Source organism: Nostoc sp. LEGE 12454, assembly GCF_056620565.1.
The window spans coordinates 31,013-54,593 of the sequence record NZ_JBWQXL010000032.1 but is presented as its reverse complement, the minus strand read 5'-3'; the positions used below and the strand labels follow the sequence as shown (position 1 = coordinate 54,593).

Here is a 23,581-nt window from a genome sequence, read left to right as displayed (position 1 = left end):
GGTGTTTCGCGCAGTCTGTAGCAACCTCCGCCTTCCCTGCAAGAACTCCCACTTTTTTTGTAGCAACTTCTGCTTTGCACTTTATTTAATCCGCATTCCTTACTACCTTTTGATTAGATCCAAAGTAGAGTTCGCTCAATTCTTCCAAAAAAACATCGGTCTGCGATTCTGGATTAAGGAAGTAGGGATGGATAGGAAGGAGTTCAGCGCGAGGGCGAGTTTCCGGTGAAGACAAAATTTGCTCAAGCAAAGACAGGTAGTTTTCACCAGTAGATTCCCAAGTGTACTTCTTCAACACTCGTTGCTGACCAGCTTGGGCAAAATACTCCCACTCCTGAGCATCGCATAGCAACCGCTCCAAGCCCCGTGCAATATCAGCAGGATCTTCTGGATCGACGAGTACGCCATATTCTCGATCTCCCTGTCGCAAGCTCTCGCTAGGGCCGCCGTTCTTGGTTGCTACCACTGGTAAACCTGCTACTGCTGCTTCTAAGGGAGCAAGCCCAAAGGGTTCGTAGAGTGCGGTCAGCGCAAATACTGAGCGACGTTTAACCAAAAACCTATAGGTTGCTGCTAATGACTCTTGAGACTGATGTAACAAGCCAAATGCACTGATTTTGCCCCACAAGTCGTTTTCTTTGACCGCCTCCCGAATCGGGGCTAATACTTCTTCAGTTATTTCGTCGCTAGTTTCTTCTCGTAAAGGATTGTCCAGCGCCCCTGTAATTACCACCAAGTTAGCTCGTTCTTGAAGTGTTGGACTGATTGCGAAAGCTTGCACTAGACCCAATATGTTTTTTTTCAGTTCTAATCGACTAGATGCTAAGATAACGGGCAAATCTCGACGATCTTCTGCAATGTCCCGTATCAATCGTTCCTGAATGAACTCGTAAGTAGCCTCCTCGTTTTCGGAACGCGCTTTTGCACCAAAAATCGAGAAATCTGCTCCCGGTGGAATCACTGCAAAGCGGTTGTCGTTGTCTACATCCACTGCACCAGTATAGACTCGATGAGAATACTGTTCAAAACGTTCTTGTCGTGTACTGGTGATATTAACTGCCGAGCGATTCATGCTCAGGCGTTCGGCTAAAATGCGATATCTAAAATTAAATTGCTCGTCTATTGCTGTGAGATTTTCTGGGGTGACTTCCAATTTGTCGATCTTTTGAGCGCCGAGAGAATGAGCAGTAAAGGTAAAAGGTATGCCTGTCTCCTCTTCAATTAGAACGGCACACAGTCCTCCATCAGCGTAGTGAGCAGTCATAGCATCGGGTAAGCTACCTTCCTGTTGATAAAATTTTAAGATGTTGGGTATCCAATCAGCGACAAGATGAGGCCATAACAACTCTTTAGAGAGAAATTCTTTTGGCCCAGCTGGTAAGCGGATAATGCGGACATTATCGATTTTTGGATAAGTGCCAATCGCTTCGGCAAACTCTGGCCACTCCGGGTCAATAATTTGACGGGTGATAATATCAACTTTATGACCCATTTGAGCAATGGCTATGGCGACTTGCCTAACGTAAATTAGCTGACCCCCAAAATCTGGGTGTTTGGTGATGTGGTTATTGCCTGAATCAAAATTGCCTTGAGGGTTGAGAAATCCAATATGCATTGCCCACTTCCTAATACAGGTTGATTTCTACCAGAGATTTTTGCCTGAAGACGGCAGCATAAGAGCTTAGTGAGCTTGTTAAAAACTCCCAAGGCTGAAAAATGCAGGCAGTGAGACTGTAGATAAATACCATCAAAAAGTAAGTAAAAGGTCTTTTATTGATTCCCTTTAGCTTAAACTCAATTAATACAGTCATTTTCCTAATGCTTAAGTTAATCACTACTGCGGTTCGCGCACATATACCGAATGACATAAATAGTAATGTGATGGAATTACCTCAGTGAAATCAGCCAGCTTGAAATTTGAACTGTCAAGATAAATCTGACTCGCTAGGATGGCATTAGAAATTTATAGCATTTGAGTATGACCAAGCAAGATACTCCACTTACGGGAGAGGCACTGATTAAAGAAGTCTGTCGGCGGATTCGAGTAGCCCGCAGCTATTGGGATGCTCACAACAATGCTGCTTGTCGGGGCGAACGCGATCGCGCTTTAGCCCTTTACAATACCTTGACTAAGGAACAAAAAGACCAGATTCCGCAAGTGTTGCGGGTGTGGTTGCGTTACCGCAGTGAGAAATATTTTGGCGCACACCGAACGCCGCCAAAGTCAGCACGAAAATCAAAACATATCTAATTTATAGTCACTCACCTGAAGACCAGCGTATAGGCAACAGTGCGCCCACACTAAAAACCACAGCTAACCCACCCATACCAAACATTCCCCAAGGTACTAAACCTTCTAGCGGATTCACGACACGCGCAGTGCTTATGGGTTGTTTAGGATTGTAACGTATCACCACCATCTGGCCGTTGCTGGAGCGGTAAGACTCATAATTGCCTGTAAAGCGAGTGCGTTTACCGTTAGCTAAAAACTCGATAACTGGCGCATAGGTTTCTTTTTGCTCATTGTTATTCGTACTGCTGCGATCGCGACGACTAATGCTGTCTACCACCGTACCACGTGTTTCGTTTAGCGTTGCACTTTCGCGGGCAATTATGTTACGTACCCAAAAACCGCCCCCAATGAACAGCAATCCAATGGCCAGTCCAATACTTGCGCTTAGTTTGTCGTCAAAAGTATTTTGGTGAGGTTGAAAATTCATGGGTTTGAGGATAGCACAACAATAAATTTCATCACAGCATTTCGATTACAGCTTACATTTGAAACATTTCTATTTGGCACCACTAACCTTATAACTGCGTCAAATATCTTGCAGCTAAATTACTGCATCAGTTTTTTGATGTAGTAATTTAACCTTTATATGGTACTAAATATAACCAATTAACCTCATTTAGTAAGCAGAAGTAATGACAACTCAGTTTTGGGAAAAAAGTAGAGAAATTAATGCAACTCTAACTAACTTACTATTTAAGCCTGTACACAGACGAGTACTAGTAGGTCTAAGCAAGCTACAGGTAACGAGTCAACAGACATCGCCGTGGATTTTGAAAAAGCGTCTGCTGCTATTATTATGTCTGATCTCATTCTTTCTAGTATTGCTACTAAACAGCTTTGCGCCTGCCGTTGCCCAATTACCTGCTCAACCTCGTCAGGAAATTCGGGGAGTATGGCTAAGTGGTAACGATTTTAGCGTTTTTAGAAATCGTTCACAGGTGCAAGCAGCCATGAGCCAACTGCGGCAGTTAAACTTTAATACTGTTTATCCCGTAGTCTGGAATGATGGTTATACACAATACCCCAGTGCCATCATGGAGAAAAAGGGTATCCCGTTTTTCTTCAAGGGAGCAGAGGGACAAGATGTAATTGCAGACATTATTACTCAAGCCCGCAGACAAGGGTTACTAGCAATACCCTGGTTTGAATTTGGTTTTATGGTTCCTCTAACTTCAGAACTCGCATCGCAGCATCCAGATTGGCTAACACAAAAAGGGGATGGGACTCAAACTTCAATTAGTGCTGCGGGTGAAGTAGCGTGGTTGAATCCCTTTCACCCCGAAGTGCAACAGCTTATCCGCGAACTCGTGATAGAAGTTATCGCTAAATACGATGCTGATGGCGTTCAATTTGACGACCACATGAGTTTACCTGTAGATTTTGGTTACGATAAGTACACAATTAGTCTATATACTCAAGAAACTGGGAATCCTCCACCACCCAACCCCCAAGCCCAAGCATGGATAAAATGGCGGGCAGATAAAATTACTACCTTCATGGTAGACCTTTACCAAACCGTGAAAGCCAGAAAACCAAATGCTATTTTTTCAGTTGCTCCTAATTACTATAATTTCGCCTATAAAATGCAACTGCAAGATTGGCTAAACTGGGTACGGTTGGGTATTGTTGATGAGTTGGTCATGCAGGTGTACCGTAATGATTTGGAAAGTTTTATCGCTCAAATTACCCGCCCAGAAATTTTAGAAACCCAACAAATTATTCCAACTGGTATCGGGATTATGGCGGGTTTACGAAATCGTCCAGTAGCCATCCCACAAATCAAATCCCAGGTAGAAGCAGCGCAACAACGCGGTTTAGGTATCGGCTTTTTCTACTACGAAAGCCTTTGGGATATTGCCCCTGAACCAGCAGCGCAACGCCAGTCGGCATTTGCGGCTCTTTTTCCAAATTCAGCGTTGCGCGATATCTCGCAAAATACACCCCGCCAGCCAACTTTTAACACCATAAGCTTACCTTTATATCCAAAACCTTCCCTTGGGCAACGCGTTCGCGGCTATTTTTTGGAAGTTGCGATCGCAAATGGTCAACCAAAACGTATTTTATTAGATACAGGGTCAGCAGGGCTAAGAGTTCCCAAAGAGTTTTTAGGTAATTCTCCGATCGAAAGAACAGGTCAAAATATCAAGGAAGTATTAAGCGATGGTACTATCCTGGAAGGAGAATTAGTTTACACTAATGTCCGATTTGGTTTGATTCCCACCGCCGAACCTGTTCCCGTACAGGTTGTTACTAGTCGCCAATGTACTGCCCAAAAACCTAAATGTTCGGCAAATAGTGGTGTACCATTTTCGGGAATTATCGGTGTTAACTATTTTGAAAAATCACTTCCCTATAACCCGTTGAGAAAATTACCAGGCAATCTGAGTAACGGATTTATTGTCGTTGGAAATGGTGGTAGTAATAATGGCAGCCTAATTCTCGGTTTAACTGCCGAGAATCAAGCAGGTTTCAAAATGGCCTCTTGGAGTCAACAACCCGAAATTAATGGTGTACCCGGTAAAAGATGGGATTCTCGACTGAACAAAGTTTGTTTAACTATTGCTGGGAGTTCTGCAAAAAATTTGTGTAATAGCAGAGCGATCGCTGATACTGGAACTATTAATGGTTTGACTGAATTCAAGTCAGCTTCTACAGCAGGTAAACTCAAACCCGGAGTATTAGGGTCAGCAAATGCTGTGAAAGTAGGAATTAATGGCATTTTTGATTACAGTTTGACACCAGGAACCCGTGACGGATTTAATCGCTGGAATTTGAGTATCTCGCCACAAGCAGAACTGACTATATTTGTAAATCCTGGAATCGCCTTATTTGATAAATACGATGTACTCTTTGACCAAGTTAATGGTAAACAGGGTTTTCGCAGTCGGCGGTGAGAAGAAAGTAAAGACTTGCTTACTCAGATAGCGTTCAATTAACCCAGGATTTACACAAACATTGCCGAAACCCAGATGTAGAGACGCGATTTATCGCGTCTTGAAAGAGCAATTATTGACACCAATAACCCTTAACTTAAGGGTATTGGCTTTTAGCCCAATAAAAGTCAATCACTAGATAGAACGTTGAAACACTACTGAAAGATTATTAGCTGGCATTTGGTAAATCTGTTGCAATATCAGATTTTGTGCGCTAGCTACTGCTATGACATCATCCAAGTTACGCACACCCCACTCTGGGTTTTCAGTGCGTAAATATTCGTCAAAAGCTGCATTACTCGCAGCTGTATGTTCTCCACCTTGTTTGAAGGGGCCATATAAATAGAGGATACCTCCTGCTTTTAGGATACGACCTGCCCCTGCCATTAACCCCAGACAGGCTGACCAAGGTGAAATATGAATCATATTGATGTTAACGATGGCCACAATTGGCTTCGTATTCAGCCAATCAAATCCACCATTTTCCACAGCCCAAACTGGTTCTTTTGCATCTAGTTCAAGCGGTGCATAAACGTTATCACATACATTGTGTTCAGTCCATGAAATAATGCTGGCTCTTGATTGTGGATTTACATCGGTTGGGAGCCACAGATAATCTCTGAGCCTGGATGCAAAAAAGACTGCGTGTTCGCCAGTACCACTTGCTATTTCTAAAATAGTGCCGCTCTCCGGCAACACTTGTAAAAGTACTTCTAGAATTGATTCGCGGTTACGCTCGGTTGCTGGTGCGTATTTTCGTGCGTCTTGTGGTGTCATCTGGATCGTTATATTTATAATTAATCTGAATATGAAACTATAGATATCTCTCAAACATTAAACGAAGAACTTGACTAACTTTTATAAAAGATTTGCACAATTTTGAGCAAGTCACTTTTTGCAGGCTCACCGCCATACAACCATTTTATTAAATCATCAGGGTAACTTCTCGCTTTGTGCATTTTTGATTCGGAATCGGGTTTTGGGAAAAGGGAAAAGGGAAAGGGTTAAAGGTTTTTTCTTTACCTTTTCCCTTCCCCTTTTCTCCTGAACTGATAAGTATTAAGAGTGCATTGCTTTGGAGTGGAATGCCCAACAAAGTCAAATCAAACGGTCGCCAGGAGACGAAGATAAATAACTTTTGACTACAATCTTTAGTTTGCTTTTAGCCAGAGGCTTTCATGAATTTAGCTCTCTAGCTCAAGAAAAATTTTCCAGAGATTGGATCTTGTTTGAGGGATTGAATAAAATCCCTTAAAGTCATCATGCTACCTGTTAAAGTAAACTTAGGAGTGCCATTTTGAGCAACGATTCTCACTTCACTATCTTGGATCTGAATCTTATTTTTAATACTATCCCATAGAGCATCGAAGCTCTCATCATCCTTACAACCATTGGCTTCCAGGAATTTTTGGCGTACTTCTGTTTTTAGTGCCAGTGCTTCTGCTGCTTGAGTACGCGCCTCAAAGTGCTTAACTACATCTTCATAGGTACTTTCTCTCAGAGTTTTGTTTTCAGCCAGAACTTGTTCTAACTGAGTTTTGATGGCTTTCAGTTGGGATGCTAAAGCGGCTGATTTTTGATATTCAACTTTTAAGGCTTGCTTTGCATTGGCTAACAAAGTTTTATAATCTAGCTGATCTTGATTTTTTTCGGATTGCATTTTTATCTCTCGATCAACACATCTTTGGGGGTCAACTCTCGTCAGCTATATAACAAAACTGGCGAGAGCTTAGTAAATATTGTCTGTGTTATCTGAGTTTCAGCTATTGCACCAATAATGGTGATTCAGAGTGAGGATTCTCCTGAATACTACTCAAACTAGAACTAATGTGGGAGCGGATAGCTCGTTCATAAACACTAGTCTGCTGAGTGCGTACCCCTACAGCCTGATATATTAAGTTAACTTCTGGAAATTCAGACCAATACATCAAAAAAATATCTTTAGCTGGAGTAATAATTTCATAATTATTCTCTTGTCTTTTCTTTCTAAGTTTACAATTATTTAGTTGCAATTTTTGTCTGAATAGTTTTTCAAATTCTAGAATTAAATCTGAAGTATTTTTCATGGTTAATACACGTTAAAACGTGTTAATTATGCAAAGACGATCTGATGATATTACTAAGTATGACACTTCAGATACCTCTTACAATATAGTGTATCAGTTATCGGGTATTTGAGAAGGGTATTCAGAGGCAGGGTAACTCGTTGGTGTAAACTCTCATAGAGAAGTAGGCTGTGCGATCGCTGTAACTTTTCAATCAAGATTTTTATAGTACAAATACACTATTTACTAAAATATACTTACCAAAAGTTGGCCCGCTTATAATGTTATGTCAGTATAGCTAGTACAGTCAAAAGTTTGTCTACTTTTAACCAGTTGCTCAAAACAACTTGTCTGCCTGTTGTCTGCTGAATTGAGATGGTAGCTGGATTGACGGCTCGCTGTACTAGTTAGTAGAAACACCCTGTATAATTACACCACTAATCATTTTTGGGGTTAAACTTTGCGAGGTATTGACTACTCAATCTGTTGGGTTCAGGCAAGAGACGCGATGAATCGCCGTCTCTACAATCTACCTACAGGCTACAGCCTGGGACTTCCAGACCCTCTGCAAAACTGATTAATTCTAAGTGCTCTGGATTTTCCACAAGCTTTTTAGCAGCTAGCAATCCGGCAATGCTCCAAGTTTGATAAATTCGGGCTTCTTTGCCAATTAAACGACCATTATTGCCATCGTAGTATTCAGGAAATTTATCTTTAAATAAACGCCTTTCGGCAATAGCGATCGCTGCTTGAGCAAGTTCTGTTCGACCGGCTTTTAGTGCCGCAGCGGTAAATAACCACAGTAAAACGGGCCAGTTACCGCCGTTGTGATAAGACCAAGCCCTGTTTTTAGAGTCACATCCTGTCACAATTCTCCACTCTAAACCTTCCAAAGCGGGAAAGCAAATTTTAACAGGCATATAGCCGATTAAGTCTTGCCAACGTTGAGCGAATAAATTCATAATGCTTTGAGATTCTTTTTCGCTGGCTAAGGAAGTTAAAATTGCCATCAGATTTCCCAGCGCAAAAAAGCGAAAATCTATCCGTCCCGGCCCCAGATTTCCCGCTAAATATCCTCCAGTTTCGGGCAACCACTCGGTCAACCAACTAGGAATTGATTCTGAGTTGATGTTGAATTTATTAACAATTTCTTTACCAAATTCGTTATCTTTGTAACGATAGATTTCCCCCAATCGCTTTAAGTCTAGCCAATAATAGTTGCGGATATGATATTTCAAAGATCCCAATCGTCTATTGACTTTGCCGAGGTAAGTATCGTTATCCCCATCTGGTAACAGCAATTCACCAGCAGCCCTCAAAGACGCGTAGAATAACACCTGAATTTCTAAAGGATGTTCGTAAACTCCCATGCGACGGTCAATCATAAACGCGCCATCGGGAACTAACATTGTTGGGTACATGGAAAACCGATGTACTAAGCAAAGATCCAAAATTAGTTTGATTCCGGCTTGAAAATCTGGCTGACGCGCTAGTGACAAATCGCCTGTAGTTTTTTCATAAGCTCGTAGCAAGAGAATCCACCACATACAAGAATCAATCGGGGGAACACGAGCGATCGCTAGTTCACCAAAATCAGCGACCAAAAATTCCTCATTCCCCTTAGAATGTACTTTGAAACTGGCAGGCATTAATCCCGCTCCCGGTTCAAAGCAGTCTATCTGCTTTTCATGACTTTGTAATTTCAGTGTTTCTACTAAAAAGTTACGCACAATCTCTGCTTTGCCGTGCATAAGAAACACCAAGGCAGAAGGGACAAAATCGCGGAGGAAGCACTGATCATAATTGAGTGCATCTGACTCCGCATCTTTGGCGGCTACAGTACCAATGGGTTTTCCCTGGTAATAAATTACGGAATCTTCCAATAATTCCCAGGCTTCTGCTTCCATCTGACTGTTCTTATCGATCGCGTTAGTCATGGGCGTTTAATTCCACTAATGGTATGTATCGGCTTAATTGTGGAAAGTACGCCAGCCTAACCTCAAGCTGACCAGGATTCCCGGAAGTCAGCATATAAAGTCAATCCACCATCTACAAATAGTGTTTGTCCGGTGATGTAGGCGGCTTCATCCGAAGCTAAGAAAGCTACTGCGGCTGCCATCTCCTCTGAGGAACCAGCACGCCCCATTGGGATGTGACTTTCCACGATCGCCTTTTTTTCAGGATCATCTATCCAGGCTTGATTTATTGGCGTGACTGTTGCTCCGGGGGCAATGGCGTTGACACGAATACCTTGGCTTGCATATTCCAAAGCTAAAGTTTTGGTGAGGTTTTCCATCCCGCCTTTGCTAATGGAATAACTGATATACATCGGTCGCGGAATAATTTCGTGAACGCTGGAAATATTAATAATCACCCCCGGACGATTAACAGACAGGAGGTGTTTAATAGTTTCACGGGCGCAGAGATAAGCACCTCGGAGATTGACTGCAATTACCCGGTCAAAGTCTGCTGTGGTAACTTTGTGAGATGGACTTTCTACTTGAATGCCAGCATTATTAACTAGAATATCTAAACTGCCAAATTCCTTTACTACAGTGTTGACCATCTCAATAATGTCTGATTCTTGGGAGACATCTGCCTGAAGCAGGAGCGACTTCACACCACAATTTTCGATATTTCCGCAGGATTTTTGCAATGCCATCTCTTATGTGTCTGCCGCGGCATCAGGGTATGAGCGGCAATTGATGGCGATGTTGCAGCCTTCTTGAGCGAGTCTGATAGCGATCGCTTGACCGATACCTGAAGTTGCACCTGTAATTAAAGCATTCTTCCCTTTTAAGCCTATCATATTTCCTAACCTTGCTTGAATTTTAACTTAATCAAACAATTTTGGATTTTAGAGGTTGTTTGAAAAGTGTTTCGCTGTGATTTTAGGCACTTATTGATCCCCCCTAACCCCCCTTAAAAAGGGGGGAACCGGAATCAAAGTCCCCCTTTTTAAGGGGGATTTAGGGGGATCTAAAACGTTTTGCTACCAAGAAGAGAACTTTTCAAACATCCTCTTAGATTATTGTTTAAAATATCTAAAATTCGTGCTGTTAACCCCTAATGGAGGTAATTTAAATTTAAAAAATGTGAATTTATAAAATCAATTCTCAAAAATCAGGCTACAGATCCAAGAGATGAAAACTCAACTTGAATCTGATGCCTCTTAATTACGAATTACGAATTAGTTAGTCTCTATCGCAAATTCGCTGGTACTTGTTCGGGAACTACCCAATAGTAAATAGTTTTGCCTTCTACATTGAGAGTTTGCTGTGGTTTCCAATCACCCATATCGAAGGCGTGGGAAACAATGCGAGTACCAGGTTTGAGTTCTTTCAATAGCTTCGGGCGGAGTTTAGCATTGACCTCTGGCAATAAGTAAAGTGTAACTACTGTTGCTTCACTAAAATCAGTGTTGAACAAGTCTTGTTGCACAAACTTGACGCGATCGGTTACTCCTGCTTTCTGGGCATTATCATTAGCTTCTTTGATGCGTTCAGGATTAATATCTATGCCGACACCGCGCGTACCAAACTTTTGTGCCGCAGTATTAACAATTCTTCCATCACCACTACCAAGGTCGTAAAGCACATCATTCTTACCCACTTTTGCTACTTTCAACATTGCATCGACCACTGGCTGTGGTGTAGGTACATAGGGAACATCTCCAGGACGTTCTTGGACTTGAGTTGTGGGAGTTGTCGCCGCTGGTGTTTCGGTTTCGGTCTGACCTGTTAAAGTAGAAGGTTGTTGTGTTCCGGCTTCCAAATCTTGTTGTTGCGGCGTACACCCAGCAATTCCTAAACTGGTAATACTAACGCTTGTAATCAGTAAAAACAGAATTTTTTTGAAGTCCATAAATTTTCTCCTTGATTCAGTAGCTTGTGGTCAGTAGTTAGTAAAACAACTGATAGTCAGAAAATTTTGAATTGCTCATTATGTGAGGTTTAGGTTGCACAATCCAAAATTGTATTAAGTCCTACCTTGACGGTAGTTATTCCAGAACAACAGAGGGATACCTGCCGCCACCACTAAAACACCTGCGATCGCTCCTACACCTGTATAAACCAAGCTGGAATACAGCAAGTAAGCGCAGACGGCGCAAAACAGTAATGGAGTGAAAGGATAAAATGGCACACGAAAAGGGCGAACTATGTGGGGTTCGCGGATGCGCAATACCAGCAGTGATATGCCGGAAAGCAGGAAGAAGAACCAAAATATCGGGGCGGTGTAATCCACCATTGTTTCAAAGCCTTTGCGGGTGAGCGTGCCTAAAAAAACCAGTGCTAAGGCGATCGCAGCTTGCAATAATAAGGCATAGGTAGGACTGCTAGGACGTTGTTGCCAGCGTCCCATAAAACCAAATAGCGAAAAATCCTGTCCCAGTGCGTAATTGGTACGCGCTCCAGTAAAGATTGTGGCGTTGGTTGCTCCTAAAGTAGCGATCGCAATCAGCACACTGATAAACAAAGCTCCCGGTTCGCCCCAAAGAGAGCGCATTAAATCTGCGGCTACTGCTTCTGACTGGGCCATGTTTGCTAATCCTAGTCCCCGTAGGTAAGCCAGATTGATTAGTAAGTAAATGGCAGTGATGATGCCAATACTCCACATTAGCGATCGCACAATATTACGTTGTCCATCTTGAATTTCTGCGGAGATGTAAGCCGCCTCATTCCAACCACCATAAGATAGCAACACAAACACCATTGCCAGTCCCCAGGTTCCGGATGATGCAGATTCTACAGGGGTGGCAGAATTAGGAATGGCGGTAAGCCCAATAATGACTACCAGCAACAAACCTAGAACTTTCGCAGCACTTAGCAAGTTTTGTGTCCACTTACCCTGTTGCAAACCGATGATGTTCAAAGCAGTTAAAAGTGCGATCGCTATGGCTGCATATATAGAAGACGAAAACGTGCCTAGCCGCCATATCTGAGAAACATAATCGCCAAAAACAAATGCCAAAAGAGCAATGGAACCAGTTTGAATCACTGTCATCCGCGCCCAAGCAAATAAAAAGGCAACTCTCCGCCCAAATGCACGTTTCAAATAATAGTAGACACCACCAACGTCGGGATAGACAGTGGCCAACTCTGCATAGCACAGCGCTCCTACCAGAGATACCACACCACCCATTAGCCAAAAAAGCAGTACAGCAATATCGCTACCTGCTTGACTGGCCACTAGAGCCGGCGTTTCAAAAATCCCCGCTCCGATGACAATACCGACAATTAGAGCCACTGCGTCTGGTAATGTCAGGGATGGTTTGGGTGTTGCTACTTCAGTTGTTGTTTGATCGAGCAAATTGTAGTTTTTACGTCTACTCACATTACTTCCTTATTTAGTGTTGAGTTGGGACTTTTGGCTTTGTTTTATAGTCTTTGTTCAACAGAGGAATCATCTATGTACTCCAGATTTGGGAACTCACGATTCAATAAAACCTTTGAGATTGGGGATACCAGCCCAAAATTTAACTTTTGAGAAAGTACCTATACTTTTATGATTAACAAGAAATTATGACGAGAAAGTGACACTCACCAGTGATATGTCTTCAAACTGTAATCTCCATCAATCCACATTAAGATTAATTTCTGTGCGTAGCTTGCCACCGTAGGTATCGCTCTAACTTCTTTTGCTAGAAAGCATTATTCCCCAAGTACGATAGAAAATTTGAATTGGTAAAACGTCTTCCCATAGTGGTATTTACACTAATCTCAAGTATGATTGCTAATAAGGCATAATCGTGCATTTTTTGATAAAAAAGCTATTAACGCTATGCATAATTTTTATAGCAAAAACGTTTTATTTCTTTATAATCGATGCTTGCTTGATTTACACCTTGCTGTACTACAGACAGCGATCGCTCCATAGTTTCCCTTAAGTAGGGATGCACATCTGTGCGTTGTTAATTAATAAATAATATATCGGTTTTTTATCCTTAATTCTTTAGTATCTGCTACTGGGGAAAAGTAAAATGTCTATTACTTCACCTACTACCAAACCCAATACAGCTAGGACAGTTATAACCCAAAATGAATCTAGTTTATTGTAGCCAGAAAAGCGCATTTCTAAATCAGCTAAAAGCGTAGTGGCTAAGGGTATAATAAAGAGTCTTAATAATATCGACCAAGTTGCTACTAAAGCAATTGATATACTTAAAAACAAAATAACAACTAAGGTTTTCGAGCCAAACTCAACTAAACGCTCTAACCAAGAAAAACTTTTTCTTGCTACAGCTATAACCATAGCAACAACAAAAGCTCCTACTAACCAAATAATATGATTAGCAGCAAGATACCATCCCAGGAGAATGTAAGCCAATAAGAGTAATACTAAAGGCATCAAAGGAATCCTGTTAAAAAATTCCATATTCATACTGCCAAAACTTGTAAAAATACCAGGTTAATCTCTTAATTCTATTCAAAAAATATTACTACTAAAACTTGTAAATATACCAGCTTTGCTGAGGATATTTCTCTATCTATAGAGCCAATTGAAGCAGGTACTCTTTCGTGATGACAATATACAGCAGAATTCTGAAATTCAGGAGTAAAACACGCTTTATACTTAGGTAACAGACTTAGCTTGTGTATCGCACCAATCCGACTTTCAAAAACCCTCACGTTTCTGGCGGTTGGTGTCTGCCGCGATCGTCTGTAAGAGGCTTTGCTAAACCAAACAGTAGTTCAATTAATGCCTTTTTTCGCACTGCTATGCTAGCAATCACGATACCAAAGACTATCAGCATCAATGGCGTAATTTGTTTAGCTAAATAATAGCCCAGAGAATATAATCGTTAAAAACGGTTGTAGTAATTGTATCTGACTAACCCTTGCAATACCACCGATGTACTTAAGTACTATCCCTCTTTTGTCACTCTCGGAAAACAATAATCTCAGCCAAATTCTGAGACTTGCATTTAGTCTAGGTTTGAGGCTTTATTTTCTAACATCAACTAAAATTTATAGACAATTCGACTAAAATTAATACATCAACTAAAAATGCGATCGCCTACGGTGGACAAAACAGCGCTATCGCTAAGGCCAACTGCTGGTTTTGAGTAGTAAATTTTAGATCGTATACATTTACTATTTTTGTTCGAGTTGTTTTATCAACTCTTCAGCTTTACGGACATCATACTTGCGTCCTTGCTGCTCGAATAAATCTCGGCAGCGCCGCATATAAGCTAAACCCTCCGCCTTTTGCCCAGATAGCACTAGAGCGTTACCTAAGTTTCCGTATGCTTCGGCAAAAGTTCGATTGAGGCGAATTGTTTGTTTATAAGCCGCGATCGCGCCTGCTAAATCGCCTTGTTGATCGCGGGCAACTCCTAAGTTGTAGTAGCCTTTCCAAGACGAAGGATTGCTCTTGATTTCGCTTTCATAAGAGGCGATTTTCTCGGCAAGTACGCCAAGACCTTCCGGCAATCCTAGTTCCAAACTGAGTGCAGAGCGTTTGGAATCTAAGGCGGTTGGGAGTTGTTTGGTAAACTCAGCAGTTGCAGCTTGTAAATCCCCTTTTTTTTCTAAAGCAAATCCTAAGTTAGCCTGTGCTTCACCGTAGTTAGGAGCAAGTTCTAGAGATTTACGAAAAGCAACAATGGCTTGGTCTAGTTGCTTTTGCTTGACAAGTGTCACTCCAAGGTTGTTGTAAGCAGACGGCAGGTTGGAATTAGTTTTAATGCTAGAGCGAAAAGCAAGTTCAGCTTGAGCAAAATTTCCCTGCTTGTAAGCCACAATCCCTCGCTCCAGATAGCACTTGCTATCGCACACCGGGTTGCAAACTAAAACCAGCACCAATGGCGCAATTGCGACCAATAAAATTAATTTTTGCCAAACAAAGATTTGCTTAGAAGTCATATAAATTTTCTTTCTTTTGATCTCAAAAGCATCCAAAATTGGGGTGTAGAGCCAAAGCAACTGCAATTTCAGGCGATCGCCAGTAGAAATGCTCTAACAATAGTAGCCTTGTTAGCTAAGTAGTGTATGTAATTACATTAAATTATTAGTATTATAAATAACTTAAAAAGTTTATTAGCTCGTGATCTAGATCAGTGCTAAAAGCTCAAGATACTTCCCACAATAGATTGGGGCAAAGTCTAATCTGTAGCTAATTTGCATATCCCAAATTTTTCTGTATATTTAAACATTGGTATTGATTTTATGAGAGAAGTCATCCCAGAAGAAAAGACATATTTAGAGCTTTCCGAAGCTAGTGGAAGCTCTCACAAGTTTTATGAAGTAATAGTTCAAGATAACCAATTAACTATACGTTACGGTCGGATTGGCGACTCAGGGCAAACTCAAACAAAAGCTTATCCAACTTCTGAGAAAGCCAAAGCAGAGGCTAGTAAAAAAATTAAAGAGAAGCTCAATAAAGGTTACGAGATAGCTGTTATGGGTGTTCGCCAGAAGCGCCCTGTGACACGCCGCCAAGTCAGCAGCACTATTTCCACCGCAAAACAAGCTCCGATTATTTGGAAGTTTGCTTCTAATTCAGCTGCTTTTGGAATTTTCATTGATGCCAAACGTTGCTGGGTTGGGAATCAAGCAGGTCAAGTTTTTGCTTTGAATCATCAAGGTCAAGCAATCAATCGGTTTAAGCTTCCTGATGGCGTTAAATGTTTAGTTGCCGATGATATTTGGATTTATGCTGGTTGCGATGACGGCAATGTTTACGACCTGACTGGCAAGCTACCGCGTCTGAGCTATAAAATTGATGAAAATGTTGATATTTTTTGGTTAGATATCAAAGATGGATTGTTAGCCGTCTCTGATGCCAATGGTGGCGTAACGACAATCGATCATGATGATGAATCACAGTGGACTCGTCTAAGTCTTGGCGATTCCGGCTGGATGGTACGTTGTGATCAATCAGGGATTTATCACGGTCATAGCAAAGGCGTGACTATGTACGATCGCCTTGAAGGTCGGATGTTATGGCATCAAAAAACTCAAGGCAGCGTACTGTTTGGTTGGCAAGAGGCATCAACAGTCTATGCCGGAACAAGCGACCATAAAGTTTATTCCTTTAATAAAAATGGGGAAGTTGGCTCCGTTTTCAAATGTGATGCGTCAGTTTACTCTTGCGCTACCGCACTTAACGGGAAGTATGTGTTTGCTGGAGACAATAGTTCTTCAATTTACTGCTTTGATAGTCTAGGAGAGCGTCTTTGGAAGCTTTCTACAGGGTGTGGCTCGGCTTTATCTATGCAGTTTTTCAACAACTATATTTATATTGTTACAACAGATGGTTATTTGGCTTGCATTGATGCTAGTGAAACTGCGATTAGCTCTGCTCAAACAGGCACAGTTCCCGAAGCTGTAGTAATTAAAGCACCATTAGGTGAAGGAGCTGCACCCTCATCTGTTCTAGAAACTACTACAAATACAAGCTCTGGGGTTATTGTTGAATGCTTTCGAGAAGGAAGCAAATTGAGAGTTCGTGTTGTTTCTGATGGTTACAACCACAACTGGAAAGTTCAGTTTCCCAAGGATATTCGTATTGAAGGTGCGCGTTACCTTGTTCAAGAAATACGTGAATCAGCCAGTGGCGGATTCTACCGTGCCTATGGTGATATTCAAAAATTAGTTTAACTAGATAGAGCCTGAGCTTCAGCGCGACATCTCTCGAAAAGCGCCGACACTAAAGCATTCAGTCCCGAATGGCACGCTTGATAACGTGAAACCTCGTCTGGGCTATCTTGTTGGGGGTAGGGGGTAGGGGGTAGGTGTAGTGTTAATAAACATTCAAGCTCACGAGGTGAAACAGAGATTACTTATTCTTCATTCCCTACACCCCACACCCGATACCCTACACCCTTTCATCCTTATAGATAATGGATTTACCCTTATCAAGCGTGCCATTCCATTCAGTCCCAGGTTAAACCGTAAAGACTGCGATCGCCCTTGAGCAAATTGAAACTAAGAATGAAAAATAGCACAACGCCCCATGCTCAATTACAAAATTCCCAAAAAATGGTTAATTTTGGTGACAGTGGCTTTGATATCTGCCTTGTTGCTGGCGATCGCTTCTTCTGCCTCAAGTATTTATTTATATGGCAGGAGTAATAATAATATCAAGGCAGATGCAGCAATTGTTTTAGGAGCGGCAGTTTGGAAAGAAGAACCATCTCCTGTTTTCAGAGAGCGAATTAACCACGCCATTAACTTATATAAAAATGGATTTGTTAAGACAATCATTTTTACTGGCGGAGTTGGCGAGAGTAATGAACCAGCTGAAGCTATTGTTGGGAAAAATTATGCGATCGCACAACAGGTAAAAGCTGCTGATATTCTCATTGAGACTCAATCTCGCACAACTCACCAGAACCTCAAAAATGCTTTGGAAGTAGCGAATGCTCACCAATTAACCAAGTTTCTTATTGTCAGCGATCCATTGCATATGAAGCGAGCCGTATTGATGGCACGAGGCTTAGGAATGGATGCACATTCGTCTCCCACACCTACTACTCGCTATCGCAGTTTTCGCAGTCAGATGGAGTTTTTGAGCCGAGAAACTTATTTTTACTTTGTCTACTTAGTGTTTAAAATATAGCCGTAGCGAACTGCAACTAAAAATGCCCAAATTAGAAAATAAACCTGTGTCGGTGGAAGGATAATATTGCCGGAATGGCTTGCTTATGCTTCCAATTAACTTCGGCAAAATTATACTTCTAATCCTAAGCATAGGTTGTACTCAGTTGCCAAATGTGTTAAGCATAGCCAAGAGACTGTTGAATTTCACGTAAGTAAGACCTCACCCAAAGGTTACGCATCACTCCCGGCTTGGTAAGAAGTTGAGTAACCCGACGTTGTGTAGGTTTTTGTCCTTGTGAATGAAGCAATTGAGCAACATTTTGTATTTCTTGGCATACAAGCTCTCTTTTTTCCTTACCAATTGCATTATTGTATTCTTGGTAACGCTTGGAGATAGAACGAGAAAGTTCAGGAAAATATCTGTATAAATAGCTGTTATTTTTGTAACCTAGTCGTCGAGAAATTTCTAGGAATGAAGGAGGTGGAAATTCCTGAAGTGCTAATTCGAGAATAGGTTGAATTTTTTGCTGTCTACTCACGCTTTTATAATCAGCGTGTCTAACTTTAATTATTTGACATAATTCGGGAAAATGATTCTGTAAACAAAGCGGATAATGTTTTAGACGAAACGCGACATCTTCTAAAGAAGGTGGTGGGTACTCATTAATTACTTCTTGAAGAACTATATTTAAAACTTGCTTTCTCTCGGAATTGATTCTTTTATAGGACTTTCTTGGTTGTTCGGCTTGATTTGTTGATGAGCCACAAGCAATATTATCAAAAAATAAAATATCTGTTGTTAAAAAATCAAGCAATTTGATTCTCATCTGATGACTTAGTAGCAAAAGTTTATCTATTTGAGGTATTACTTTTCCTTTACACCATGAACCAATTGTTGCTTGATTTACTGAAATAGCGCGAGATAAAGCAGCTTGATTTGATTGAAATGCTTGATTAATAAAAGTAGAAATTGTCTGACTAATCCGATTTGAATCAAGAGGAGATATGATAGTGGGTGCAGCTGCGATTAATTCTCCCAATTCGTGATTCACATAAAGTTGCCAAGCAATTTCATCCGCTTTTTTCATTTGGTTGATTCCACCACTTTTGTATCGGTAACTCCCCAGCCATTTACCGCATTTATTACAGTGTCCGGTCTGAGAATCACCAGAAAGTACAAGTTGTTGATTCAAACAATGAGGACACACTGATAAAAAAGGATGGTGGTGGATTGGACAAATCTGAACTACATTAATACACCAAAGAAGTGGCTCATAAATACTTTTGTTGGTATCACGCCATTCTTGGTAACAAGAAGGACACCAAACACGCTCATGGCGAAGTAAATCCCTTTTAGAAAGCACCTTTTCCCAAGGTATAAGGGTAAGAAAATGTAAGTCTGTTCGTTTCGTCAGGATGGACATTGCACGTACTAAATTAGTTGCCATTAAGCCCGTTCCATTAGTTGCTGTTCTATCTCTATTAACTCCAAGTATTTTGCCGATACTTTCATTCCTTTCATTTCTTAAGTTTGATAATTTCGGTTCTCTACCCATAAATGGGGCAATTTCCTTTATAAGTAGCTTTCTAGTAGTGATGCAATGTTGTTCAGCTAGTCTAATGACATAGCTTGTTAAACTTTCTACATAAGGAGTTCCTATACCAATTGGCTCTAGATTATACAAACGGCTTCTTGGTGGAATCGGAGATTTTTGCGTATCCCACGATGGGTAAAGTTTTAGGGTTAATGTGGGCATATCACTCAAGTTCCTACTTGACGACGCTTAGGTAATGGTTGTCCGACTTTAGACTGCACTTTTCTCAAAGTTGAGTTACTCTGTTGTGGTTGAATCTCAACTTGTTTAATGTCGTTATCAATTAGCGCAGATTTTATTGGTAAGCCCAATTCCGCACGCAGTTGCTGAACTTCTCCCTCAATTTGTGCCTGATTATTCTCTCCTTCTTTAATTTTTTTGAGGATGTTTCGACATTGGGCAACCGATAAGGCGCGACGTTCTAGATGTTTAAGCTCAACAGAGTCAGATCCTTCATTAATTGCATCGAACAATGCGTTCTGAAACCAGTTTTTAAGAATGCCTACACAACCCAAACTTCGCTCATAACAGTAATCCCAATGTGATACTAAATCAGGCTCTTGCTGTAATGGCATCCTTAGTTGAAAACCCCAAACCACACTTTGGAATACTTCTCTGTCTTGTTCTATATCAGCATGGTAACGGGGAAAATGTAAGTAAACACTACGTCGGCTTAACTGGTCGCCAACATCATGTAGGGTCAATAATTCGTATGTGCCTACTAGACCATGCACAACTCCAGTTCTGTTAGCTAATGACTTTATAGCTTCAGGTAAATCTGTTAGCTTGCGTCCAGAGGCTACCATTAGCATATGATGAGCTTCATCAATAAAAAATATTTTGGGTTTGCGATGTTTAAGAGCTTGCTCTAACGCCCATCCTAAATCTGTTTCAATGACTTTTGATTCAATCACAATTTGCCCCAAATTGTTACGATAAATACCTCGCGTGCCGTAGTCTATCTTATGTTCAATTAGTGGTTCATTAAGGGCAAATAAGCAGCGCTTAATATGGTCTTTCGAGTTAAAAATTCCTGATTTTTGAACCACTGCCTCAACTGATGCGAATGGTAAACAACCAGGGTCAATTTCGAGTTGCGATAAATTCGATTCAACTAACCACTTTTCAATTAGTAAACGTAGGGTAGTTTTACCAACCCCTGTTGGACCGTAAATAAAAATAATTCGTGATTCCGAAGAATTACTAACCGCTAGCTTGAGAAAATTGAAGGCTTCTTCTAGCCGAGGGTGTGCCATTGTATAATTGTCGAAGTACAATAGCTTTTCCATCGTTGATTGTGTCAGTAACGCCGTGGGAAAATGCTTTTGATTAGACATGATTAATAAGAATCGAAAATTTGGAGTTTAGTAGGTATTTGAGCAACGCTTTCTACTTGAACTAATCCTAAAGTGTTATTTCCGCTTGGCTCAATAGCTACTGTTTCTGTCAAATTTAATGATTCATGAAATTGAACTTTATTCCTTTCACACTCAATGACTTTAAATACTTCTTTTCCTTGATTATCCCGGAGACGTTGTACCAGTAAAACCTCTTCTGCTTCTGCTGATGAAAGAAATTCTGCTAATTTTTTGGCTCGAACTTTAAATTCTTGATGATGATTGGTTTTACGTTTTTGCAACTCAGTTGTTGCCAGCCAAATCTCTTTTTCTGAACGCCCTTTAAAAGCTGCATAATATTCGCTAATACATTCAATCCACTGACCACGAACATAGGCATAAGCAATCCCAATATCAAATGGGTCGTATCTTATTGGCACATACGTTTTGTGAATACTAGGGTCGCGGAAAGCCGAATTCCAGTAATGAATTCCTCGAATTTGTATCCCTTGGACTGGGTGAACTTTTACTTTCTGTGATTGTGTTGTTGGTAAAGTTAAAATTCTCAAGTTTTCGTCCCAGGGTATTAGTCGGTGAGTTCTTAATCCATACTTTGCTATACCTTGATTAAATGCGTCAGAAGGAGACATCCCTAAAGCTGGATGTTCTGTTGTGTCATATTCTGAGTAAGCCCATTCGCAAAGATACAGATACAATAACCCAAGAGTCCAAATTGCTAGATTTTTAGGGTTGACTGTTTTGGTCATCAACCTGACTTTTTTGGTAATCTGCGTGTTACCAGCTAAGTTATAAACAAATTGAGTGTTAGCTGTTCCAAATAAACGCTCGCAAACTCCACTAAATCGGGATGCAGCAGGGGGACGGTGTTTGAGCGTACATTCAAACAGAGCTAACAAACTCTCGAAGTACGTACTGTGAAATTCTTTACCGTTGTCTGTGACTATGATTTGGGGCAAACGTGAGTAGCGCATTACACAAATCCGCAGTACCATCATGCAACTGCGGTAACTCGGAGGGTCAAAAGTTAAATAAACTGCTAAGATTCTTCTGCTGTAAGCGTCTACCAGAAATGTAGCCCAAGGTCTGCCAAGTACTTGGTCTGTATGTGAACAACGTAGCTCTATGTCCAATTTTGTGTGGTCAATATGACAAACCTCTAATGACCTATCTCCGTGTTTTGGTGTTGTTAGCTCTAATTCCCAGTAAAACGATTGTTGTGGGTAAGCTGCTCTATGTCCTTCTCTACTACAAGTTTGCTGCCAACCACTACGCTGTTTTATCTCGCTAATAAATGTTTTATAGCTAGGAATTTGGTCGTCTGGAATTCCTGCATTGATGCAAGCATTACAAAAAGCTCCATATACCTCGTACTTGCGTTTTTGTTTGTGGGTTTCGTAGCTTTGCGTAATAAATTCATTGATTAATTCTAAGATTTGTTGGGGTAACTTCCGGTTGCGGTTTCCTTTTTTATTGGAGTGATTTAAAAGCCCAATATAGCCGTAGCCGTATTGTTGTTGAGCTTGTTTATATTTGGCTAGCCAATCCCTTAAAGTGCGTTCTGGGACTGTTGGATTTTCTATTTTTTGACCTAACAATATTGGCTCAATACTTCTGTAACGTCGGTTAGCATCTTCTAAATCTTTTTGGCTTGCACCCCTTAATATTGAATTTAATTCGTCGGGGTTACTGCCCGCATACATCTGTTTATTAACTGTTATTTGACCCAGCCGAATTTTACTCTCTAGTTCGGTAACTGGTAAGTCAATCAACTCCCCTAATTCAGAGCGCAGAGTAATTTGTGTATGACCAACTTTTATCAATGTATAGATTTGACCATCCCAGTTTATTTGTTCTTTTGGAACTAAATTTATGACTGGAACAGTTATTGTATCTGCACTTCGCAATGACAAAAATATCGATTTATGGGAAGAAGCATACTCTCGGTCGCAAAAAACTTGGCATTGTTCTGGCTCAACTAGTAAGCACGTCTCTAAATCTATATAAATCTGCTCGCTAGCAATTAAAAAATAAATCGAATCTGCGCTAATTCCTAACTTATTGTCAAGCAATTGATTCAGAGTTATTCCTGGTTGGGCGCGAACAATATTTTCAATTAACTCGTCTGACCTATTCCTCAGATTTTTGGATTCATCAATAGCACGATAATAATCTTCTAAAAAGGTTAGATTGCGGTATAAAATCCAATTAATTTTAGCATCTGAAAAAATTTGAAAATCAAATCCAAATTGTGCGGCATACGATAAAGCAGGTGGTGATAACCAATAACCATCACTATTAAAGCTGTAACGATGAGGCTGTTTGACAAGCAACTTTTGTAATTCTTTTTCTGTTTTACACTCTACCCACCCAGCGCTCGAAGCTCTGATAACGAAAAAGTCCGGGGTGTAGAAAAATCCAAGATTTCGCCCCGACTTGGACTGGTAATTTATTTTAAATGCCGGAGGTTGGTCGTAATATTCCAGAACCGACTCATCATGCTCTAGTTCATATATAAAGGGAAGCTCGACTTTATGAGACTCAAATTGAATGCTTTTTTGATTCTTTTTGCTGGGGTAAAAACCTGAAACATTCTTTCTTCCACCCCCAACTCGTCGTGCTGGCTCGCTAGAACGAATATCTGTAAGAGTTGAGATTGATGATTTTGATAATTTTTGGTCGCTACACCATTTTTTAAACTCGTAATCGGTGAGCATTTTTCTTACTCCCTGAAACTTGAGTTAGACATGCAGTCTATAACAATGGCACGTCAGAAGTAGCAAACACTAATTAATTGGGAGAAACAGTAGCCGATT

General features: G+C 40.8%; 18 protein-coding genes and 1 pseudogene. 4 read left to right on the top strand and 15 right to left on the bottom strand.

What is annotated here, in order from left to right:
* Window positions 1-85 precede the first annotated feature (85 nt).
* Complete coding sequence (locus tag AC1F2U_RS25305; protein WP_480263585.1) at window positions 86-1,615, bottom strand: glycosyltransferase; 1,530 nt, start codon at window positions 1,613-1,615, stop codon at window positions 86-88.
* Window positions 1,616-1,978: 363 nt separating this feature from the next.
* On the opposite strand from AC1F2U_RS25305, the gene AC1F2U_RS25300 reads away from it, so the two are divergent.
* Window positions 1,979-2,251, top strand: coding sequence for a Precorrin-3B methylase (locus tag AC1F2U_RS25300; RefSeq protein ID WP_194041835.1), 273 nt, complete (start codon window positions 1,979-1,981; stop codon window positions 2,249-2,251).
* Between the two features lie 7 nt (window positions 2,252-2,258).
* Here the strand turns inward: AC1F2U_RS25300 and AC1F2U_RS25295 are convergent, their stop codons facing one another.
* The gene (locus AC1F2U_RS25295) at window positions 2,259-2,720 is read right to left on the bottom strand and encodes a DUF3592 domain-containing protein (RefSeq protein WP_480263584.1); all 462 of its coding nucleotides are present in this window, start codon (window positions 2,718-2,720) and stop codon (window positions 2,259-2,261) included.
* 205 nt (window positions 2,721-2,925) lie between these two features.
* Here AC1F2U_RS25295 and AC1F2U_RS25290 point away from each other — a divergent pair, with 205 nt between their 5' ends.
* Window positions 2,926-5,187 carry a family 10 glycosylhydrolase gene (locus AC1F2U_RS25290; protein ID WP_480263583.1) on the top strand — a complete coding sequence of 754 codons (2,262 nt, stop codon included), beginning with the start codon at window positions 2,926-2,928 and terminating at the stop codon, window positions 5,185-5,187.
* 174 nt (window positions 5,188-5,361) lie between these two features.
* Here the strand turns inward: AC1F2U_RS25290 and AC1F2U_RS25285 are convergent, their stop codons facing one another.
* The 10 genes and pseudogenes from AC1F2U_RS25285 to AC1F2U_RS25240 all read right to left on the bottom strand — a co-directional run bounded on the left by AC1F2U_RS25285 (window position 5,362) and on the right by AC1F2U_RS25240 (window position 15,136).
* On the bottom strand, window positions 5,362-6,003 hold the full coding sequence (locus tag AC1F2U_RS25285; protein ID WP_480263582.1) for a DUF938 domain-containing protein: 642 nt from the start codon (window positions 6,001-6,003) through the stop codon (window positions 5,362-5,364).
* 415 nt (window positions 6,004-6,418) lie between these two features.
* Window positions 6,419-6,886 carry a hypothetical protein gene (locus AC1F2U_RS25280; protein ID WP_480263581.1) on the bottom strand — a complete coding sequence of 156 codons (468 nt, stop codon included), beginning with the start codon at window positions 6,884-6,886 and terminating at the stop codon, window positions 6,419-6,421.
* A gap of 103 nt (window positions 6,887-6,989) precedes the next feature.
* Complete coding sequence (locus AC1F2U_RS25275; RefSeq protein ID WP_480263580.1) at window positions 6,990-7,292, bottom strand: hypothetical protein; 303 nt, start codon at window positions 7,290-7,292, stop codon at window positions 6,990-6,992.
* 512 nt (window positions 7,293-7,804) lie between these two features.
* Window positions 7,805-9,208 (bottom strand): glycoside hydrolase 100 family protein, encoded by a 1,404-nt coding sequence (locus AC1F2U_RS25270; RefSeq protein WP_480263579.1) that lies wholly within the window; start codon window positions 9,206-9,208, stop codon window positions 7,805-7,807.
* Between the two features lie 62 nt (window positions 9,209-9,270).
* Window positions 9,271-10,080: pseudogene (locus AC1F2U_RS25265) on the bottom strand (glucose 1-dehydrogenase).
* A 392-nt stretch (window positions 10,081-10,472) separates the two neighbouring features.
* Window positions 10,473-11,135: a class I SAM-dependent methyltransferase gene (locus AC1F2U_RS25260; protein WP_480263578.1), complete on the bottom strand. Its 663-nt coding sequence runs from the start codon at window positions 11,133-11,135 to the stop codon at window positions 10,473-10,475.
* A gap of 114 nt (window positions 11,136-11,249) precedes the next feature.
* Window positions 11,250-12,605, bottom strand: a complete 1,356-nt coding sequence (locus AC1F2U_RS25255) for an APC family permease (RefSeq protein WP_480263577.1) — start codon at window positions 12,603-12,605, stop codon at window positions 11,250-11,252.
* Between the two features lie 618 nt (window positions 12,606-13,223).
* Window positions 13,224-13,652, bottom strand: a complete 429-nt coding sequence (locus AC1F2U_RS25250; protein WP_480263576.1) for a hypothetical protein — start codon at window positions 13,650-13,652, stop codon at window positions 13,224-13,226.
* A gap of 244 nt (window positions 13,653-13,896) precedes the next feature.
* Entirely contained in the window at window positions 13,897-14,025 is a 129-nt protein-coding gene (locus AC1F2U_RS25245; protein ID WP_480263575.1) for a hypothetical protein, read from the bottom strand.
* A 340-nt stretch (window positions 14,026-14,365) separates the two neighbouring features.
* A complete protein-coding gene (locus tag AC1F2U_RS25240) occupies window positions 14,366-15,136 on the bottom strand; it encodes a tetratricopeptide repeat protein (RefSeq protein ID WP_480263574.1) in 771 nt (256 codons plus the stop codon).
* Window positions 15,137-15,451: 315 nt separating this feature from the next.
* On the opposite strand from AC1F2U_RS25240, the gene AC1F2U_RS25235 reads away from it, so the two are divergent.
* Both AC1F2U_RS25235 and AC1F2U_RS25230 read left to right on the top strand, forming a co-directional pair.
* Window positions 15,452-16,873, top strand: coding sequence for a WGR domain-containing protein (locus AC1F2U_RS25235; RefSeq protein WP_480263597.1), 1,422 nt, complete (start codon window positions 15,452-15,454; stop codon window positions 16,871-16,873).
* Window positions 16,874-17,228: 355 nt separating this feature from the next.
* On the top strand, window positions 17,229-17,834 hold the full coding sequence (locus AC1F2U_RS25230) for a YdcF family protein (protein ID WP_480263573.1): 606 nt from the start codon (window positions 17,229-17,231) through the stop codon (window positions 17,832-17,834).
* A gap of 157 nt (window positions 17,835-17,991) precedes the next feature.
* On the opposite strand, the gene AC1F2U_RS25225 is transcribed toward AC1F2U_RS25230, so the two are convergent.
* Genes AC1F2U_RS25225 through AC1F2U_RS25215 form a run of 3 tightly spaced genes read right to left on the bottom strand, consistent with a single transcriptional unit; the run spans window position 17,992 to window position 23,482 of the window.
* Complete coding sequence (locus AC1F2U_RS25225) at window positions 17,992-19,572, bottom strand: TniQ family protein (RefSeq protein WP_480263572.1); 1,581 nt, start codon at window positions 19,570-19,572, stop codon at window positions 17,992-17,994.
* A gap of 5 nt (window positions 19,573-19,577) precedes the next feature.
* The gene (locus tag AC1F2U_RS25220) at window positions 19,578-20,747 is read right to left on the bottom strand and encodes an ATP-binding protein (RefSeq protein ID WP_480263571.1); all 1,170 of its coding nucleotides are present in this window, start codon (window positions 20,745-20,747) and stop codon (window positions 19,578-19,580) included.
* Between the two features lie 2 nt (window positions 20,748-20,749).
* Complete coding sequence (locus tag AC1F2U_RS25215; RefSeq protein WP_480263570.1) at window positions 20,750-23,482, bottom strand: TnsA endonuclease N-terminal domain-containing protein; 2,733 nt, start codon at window positions 23,480-23,482, stop codon at window positions 20,750-20,752.
* Between the last annotated feature and the right edge of the window lie 99 nt (window positions 23,483-23,581).

Bases quoted from the DNA above. Each gene is read 5' to 3' on its own strand.
- AC1F2U_RS25275 (WP_480263580.1), bottom strand. From the start codon at position 7,292: ATGAAAAATACTTCAGATTTAATTCTAGAATTTGAAAAACTATTCAGA.
- AC1F2U_RS25285 (WP_480263582.1), bottom strand. From the start codon at position 6,003: ATGACACCACAAGACGCACGAAAATACGCACCAGCAACCGAGCGTAAC.
- AC1F2U_RS25270 (WP_480263579.1), bottom strand. From the start codon at position 9,208: ATGACTAACGCGATCGATAAGAACAGTCAGATGGAAGCAGAAGCCTGG.
- AC1F2U_RS25290 (WP_480263583.1), top strand. From the start codon at position 2,926: ATGACAACTCAGTTTTGGGAAAAAAGTAGAGAAATTAATGCAACTCTA.
- AC1F2U_RS25305 (WP_480263585.1), bottom strand. From the start codon at position 1,615: ATGCATATTGGATTTCTCAACCCTCAAGGCAATTTTGATTCAGGCAAT.
- AC1F2U_RS25260 (WP_480263578.1), bottom strand. From the start codon at position 11,135: ATGGACTTCAAAAAAATTCTGTTTTTACTGATTACAAGCGTTAGTATT.
- AC1F2U_RS25250 (WP_480263576.1), bottom strand. From the start codon at position 13,652: ATGAATATGGAATTTTTTAACAGGATTCCTTTGATGCCTTTAGTATTA.
- AC1F2U_RS25245 (WP_480263575.1), bottom strand. From the start codon at position 14,025: ATGCTGATAGTCTTTGGTATCGTGATTGCTAGCATAGCAGTGCGAAAA.
- AC1F2U_RS25240 (WP_480263574.1), bottom strand. From the start codon at position 15,136: ATGACTTCTAAGCAAATCTTTGTTTGGCAAAAATTAATTTTATTGGTC.
- AC1F2U_RS25230 (WP_480263573.1), top strand. From the start codon at position 17,229: ATGCTCAATTACAAAATTCCCAAAAAATGGTTAATTTTGGTGACAGTG.
- AC1F2U_RS25280 (WP_480263581.1), bottom strand. From the start codon at position 6,886: ATGCAATCCGAAAAAAATCAAGATCAGCTAGATTATAAAACTTTGTTA.
- AC1F2U_RS25215 (WP_480263570.1), bottom strand. From the start codon at position 23,482: ATGCTCACCGATTACGAGTTTAAAAAATGGTGTAGCGACCAAAAATTA.
- AC1F2U_RS25225 (WP_480263572.1), bottom strand. From the start codon at position 19,572: ATGCCCACATTAACCCTAAAACTTTACCCATCGTGGGATACGCAAAAA.
- AC1F2U_RS25295 (WP_480263584.1), bottom strand. From the start codon at position 2,720: ATGAATTTTCAACCTCACCAAAATACTTTTGACGACAAACTAAGCGCA.
- AC1F2U_RS25220 (WP_480263571.1), bottom strand. From the start codon at position 20,747: ATGTCTAATCAAAAGCATTTTCCCACGGCGTTACTGACACAATCAACG.
- AC1F2U_RS25300 (WP_194041835.1), top strand. From the start codon at position 1,979: ATGACCAAGCAAGATACTCCACTTACGGGAGAGGCACTGATTAAAGAA.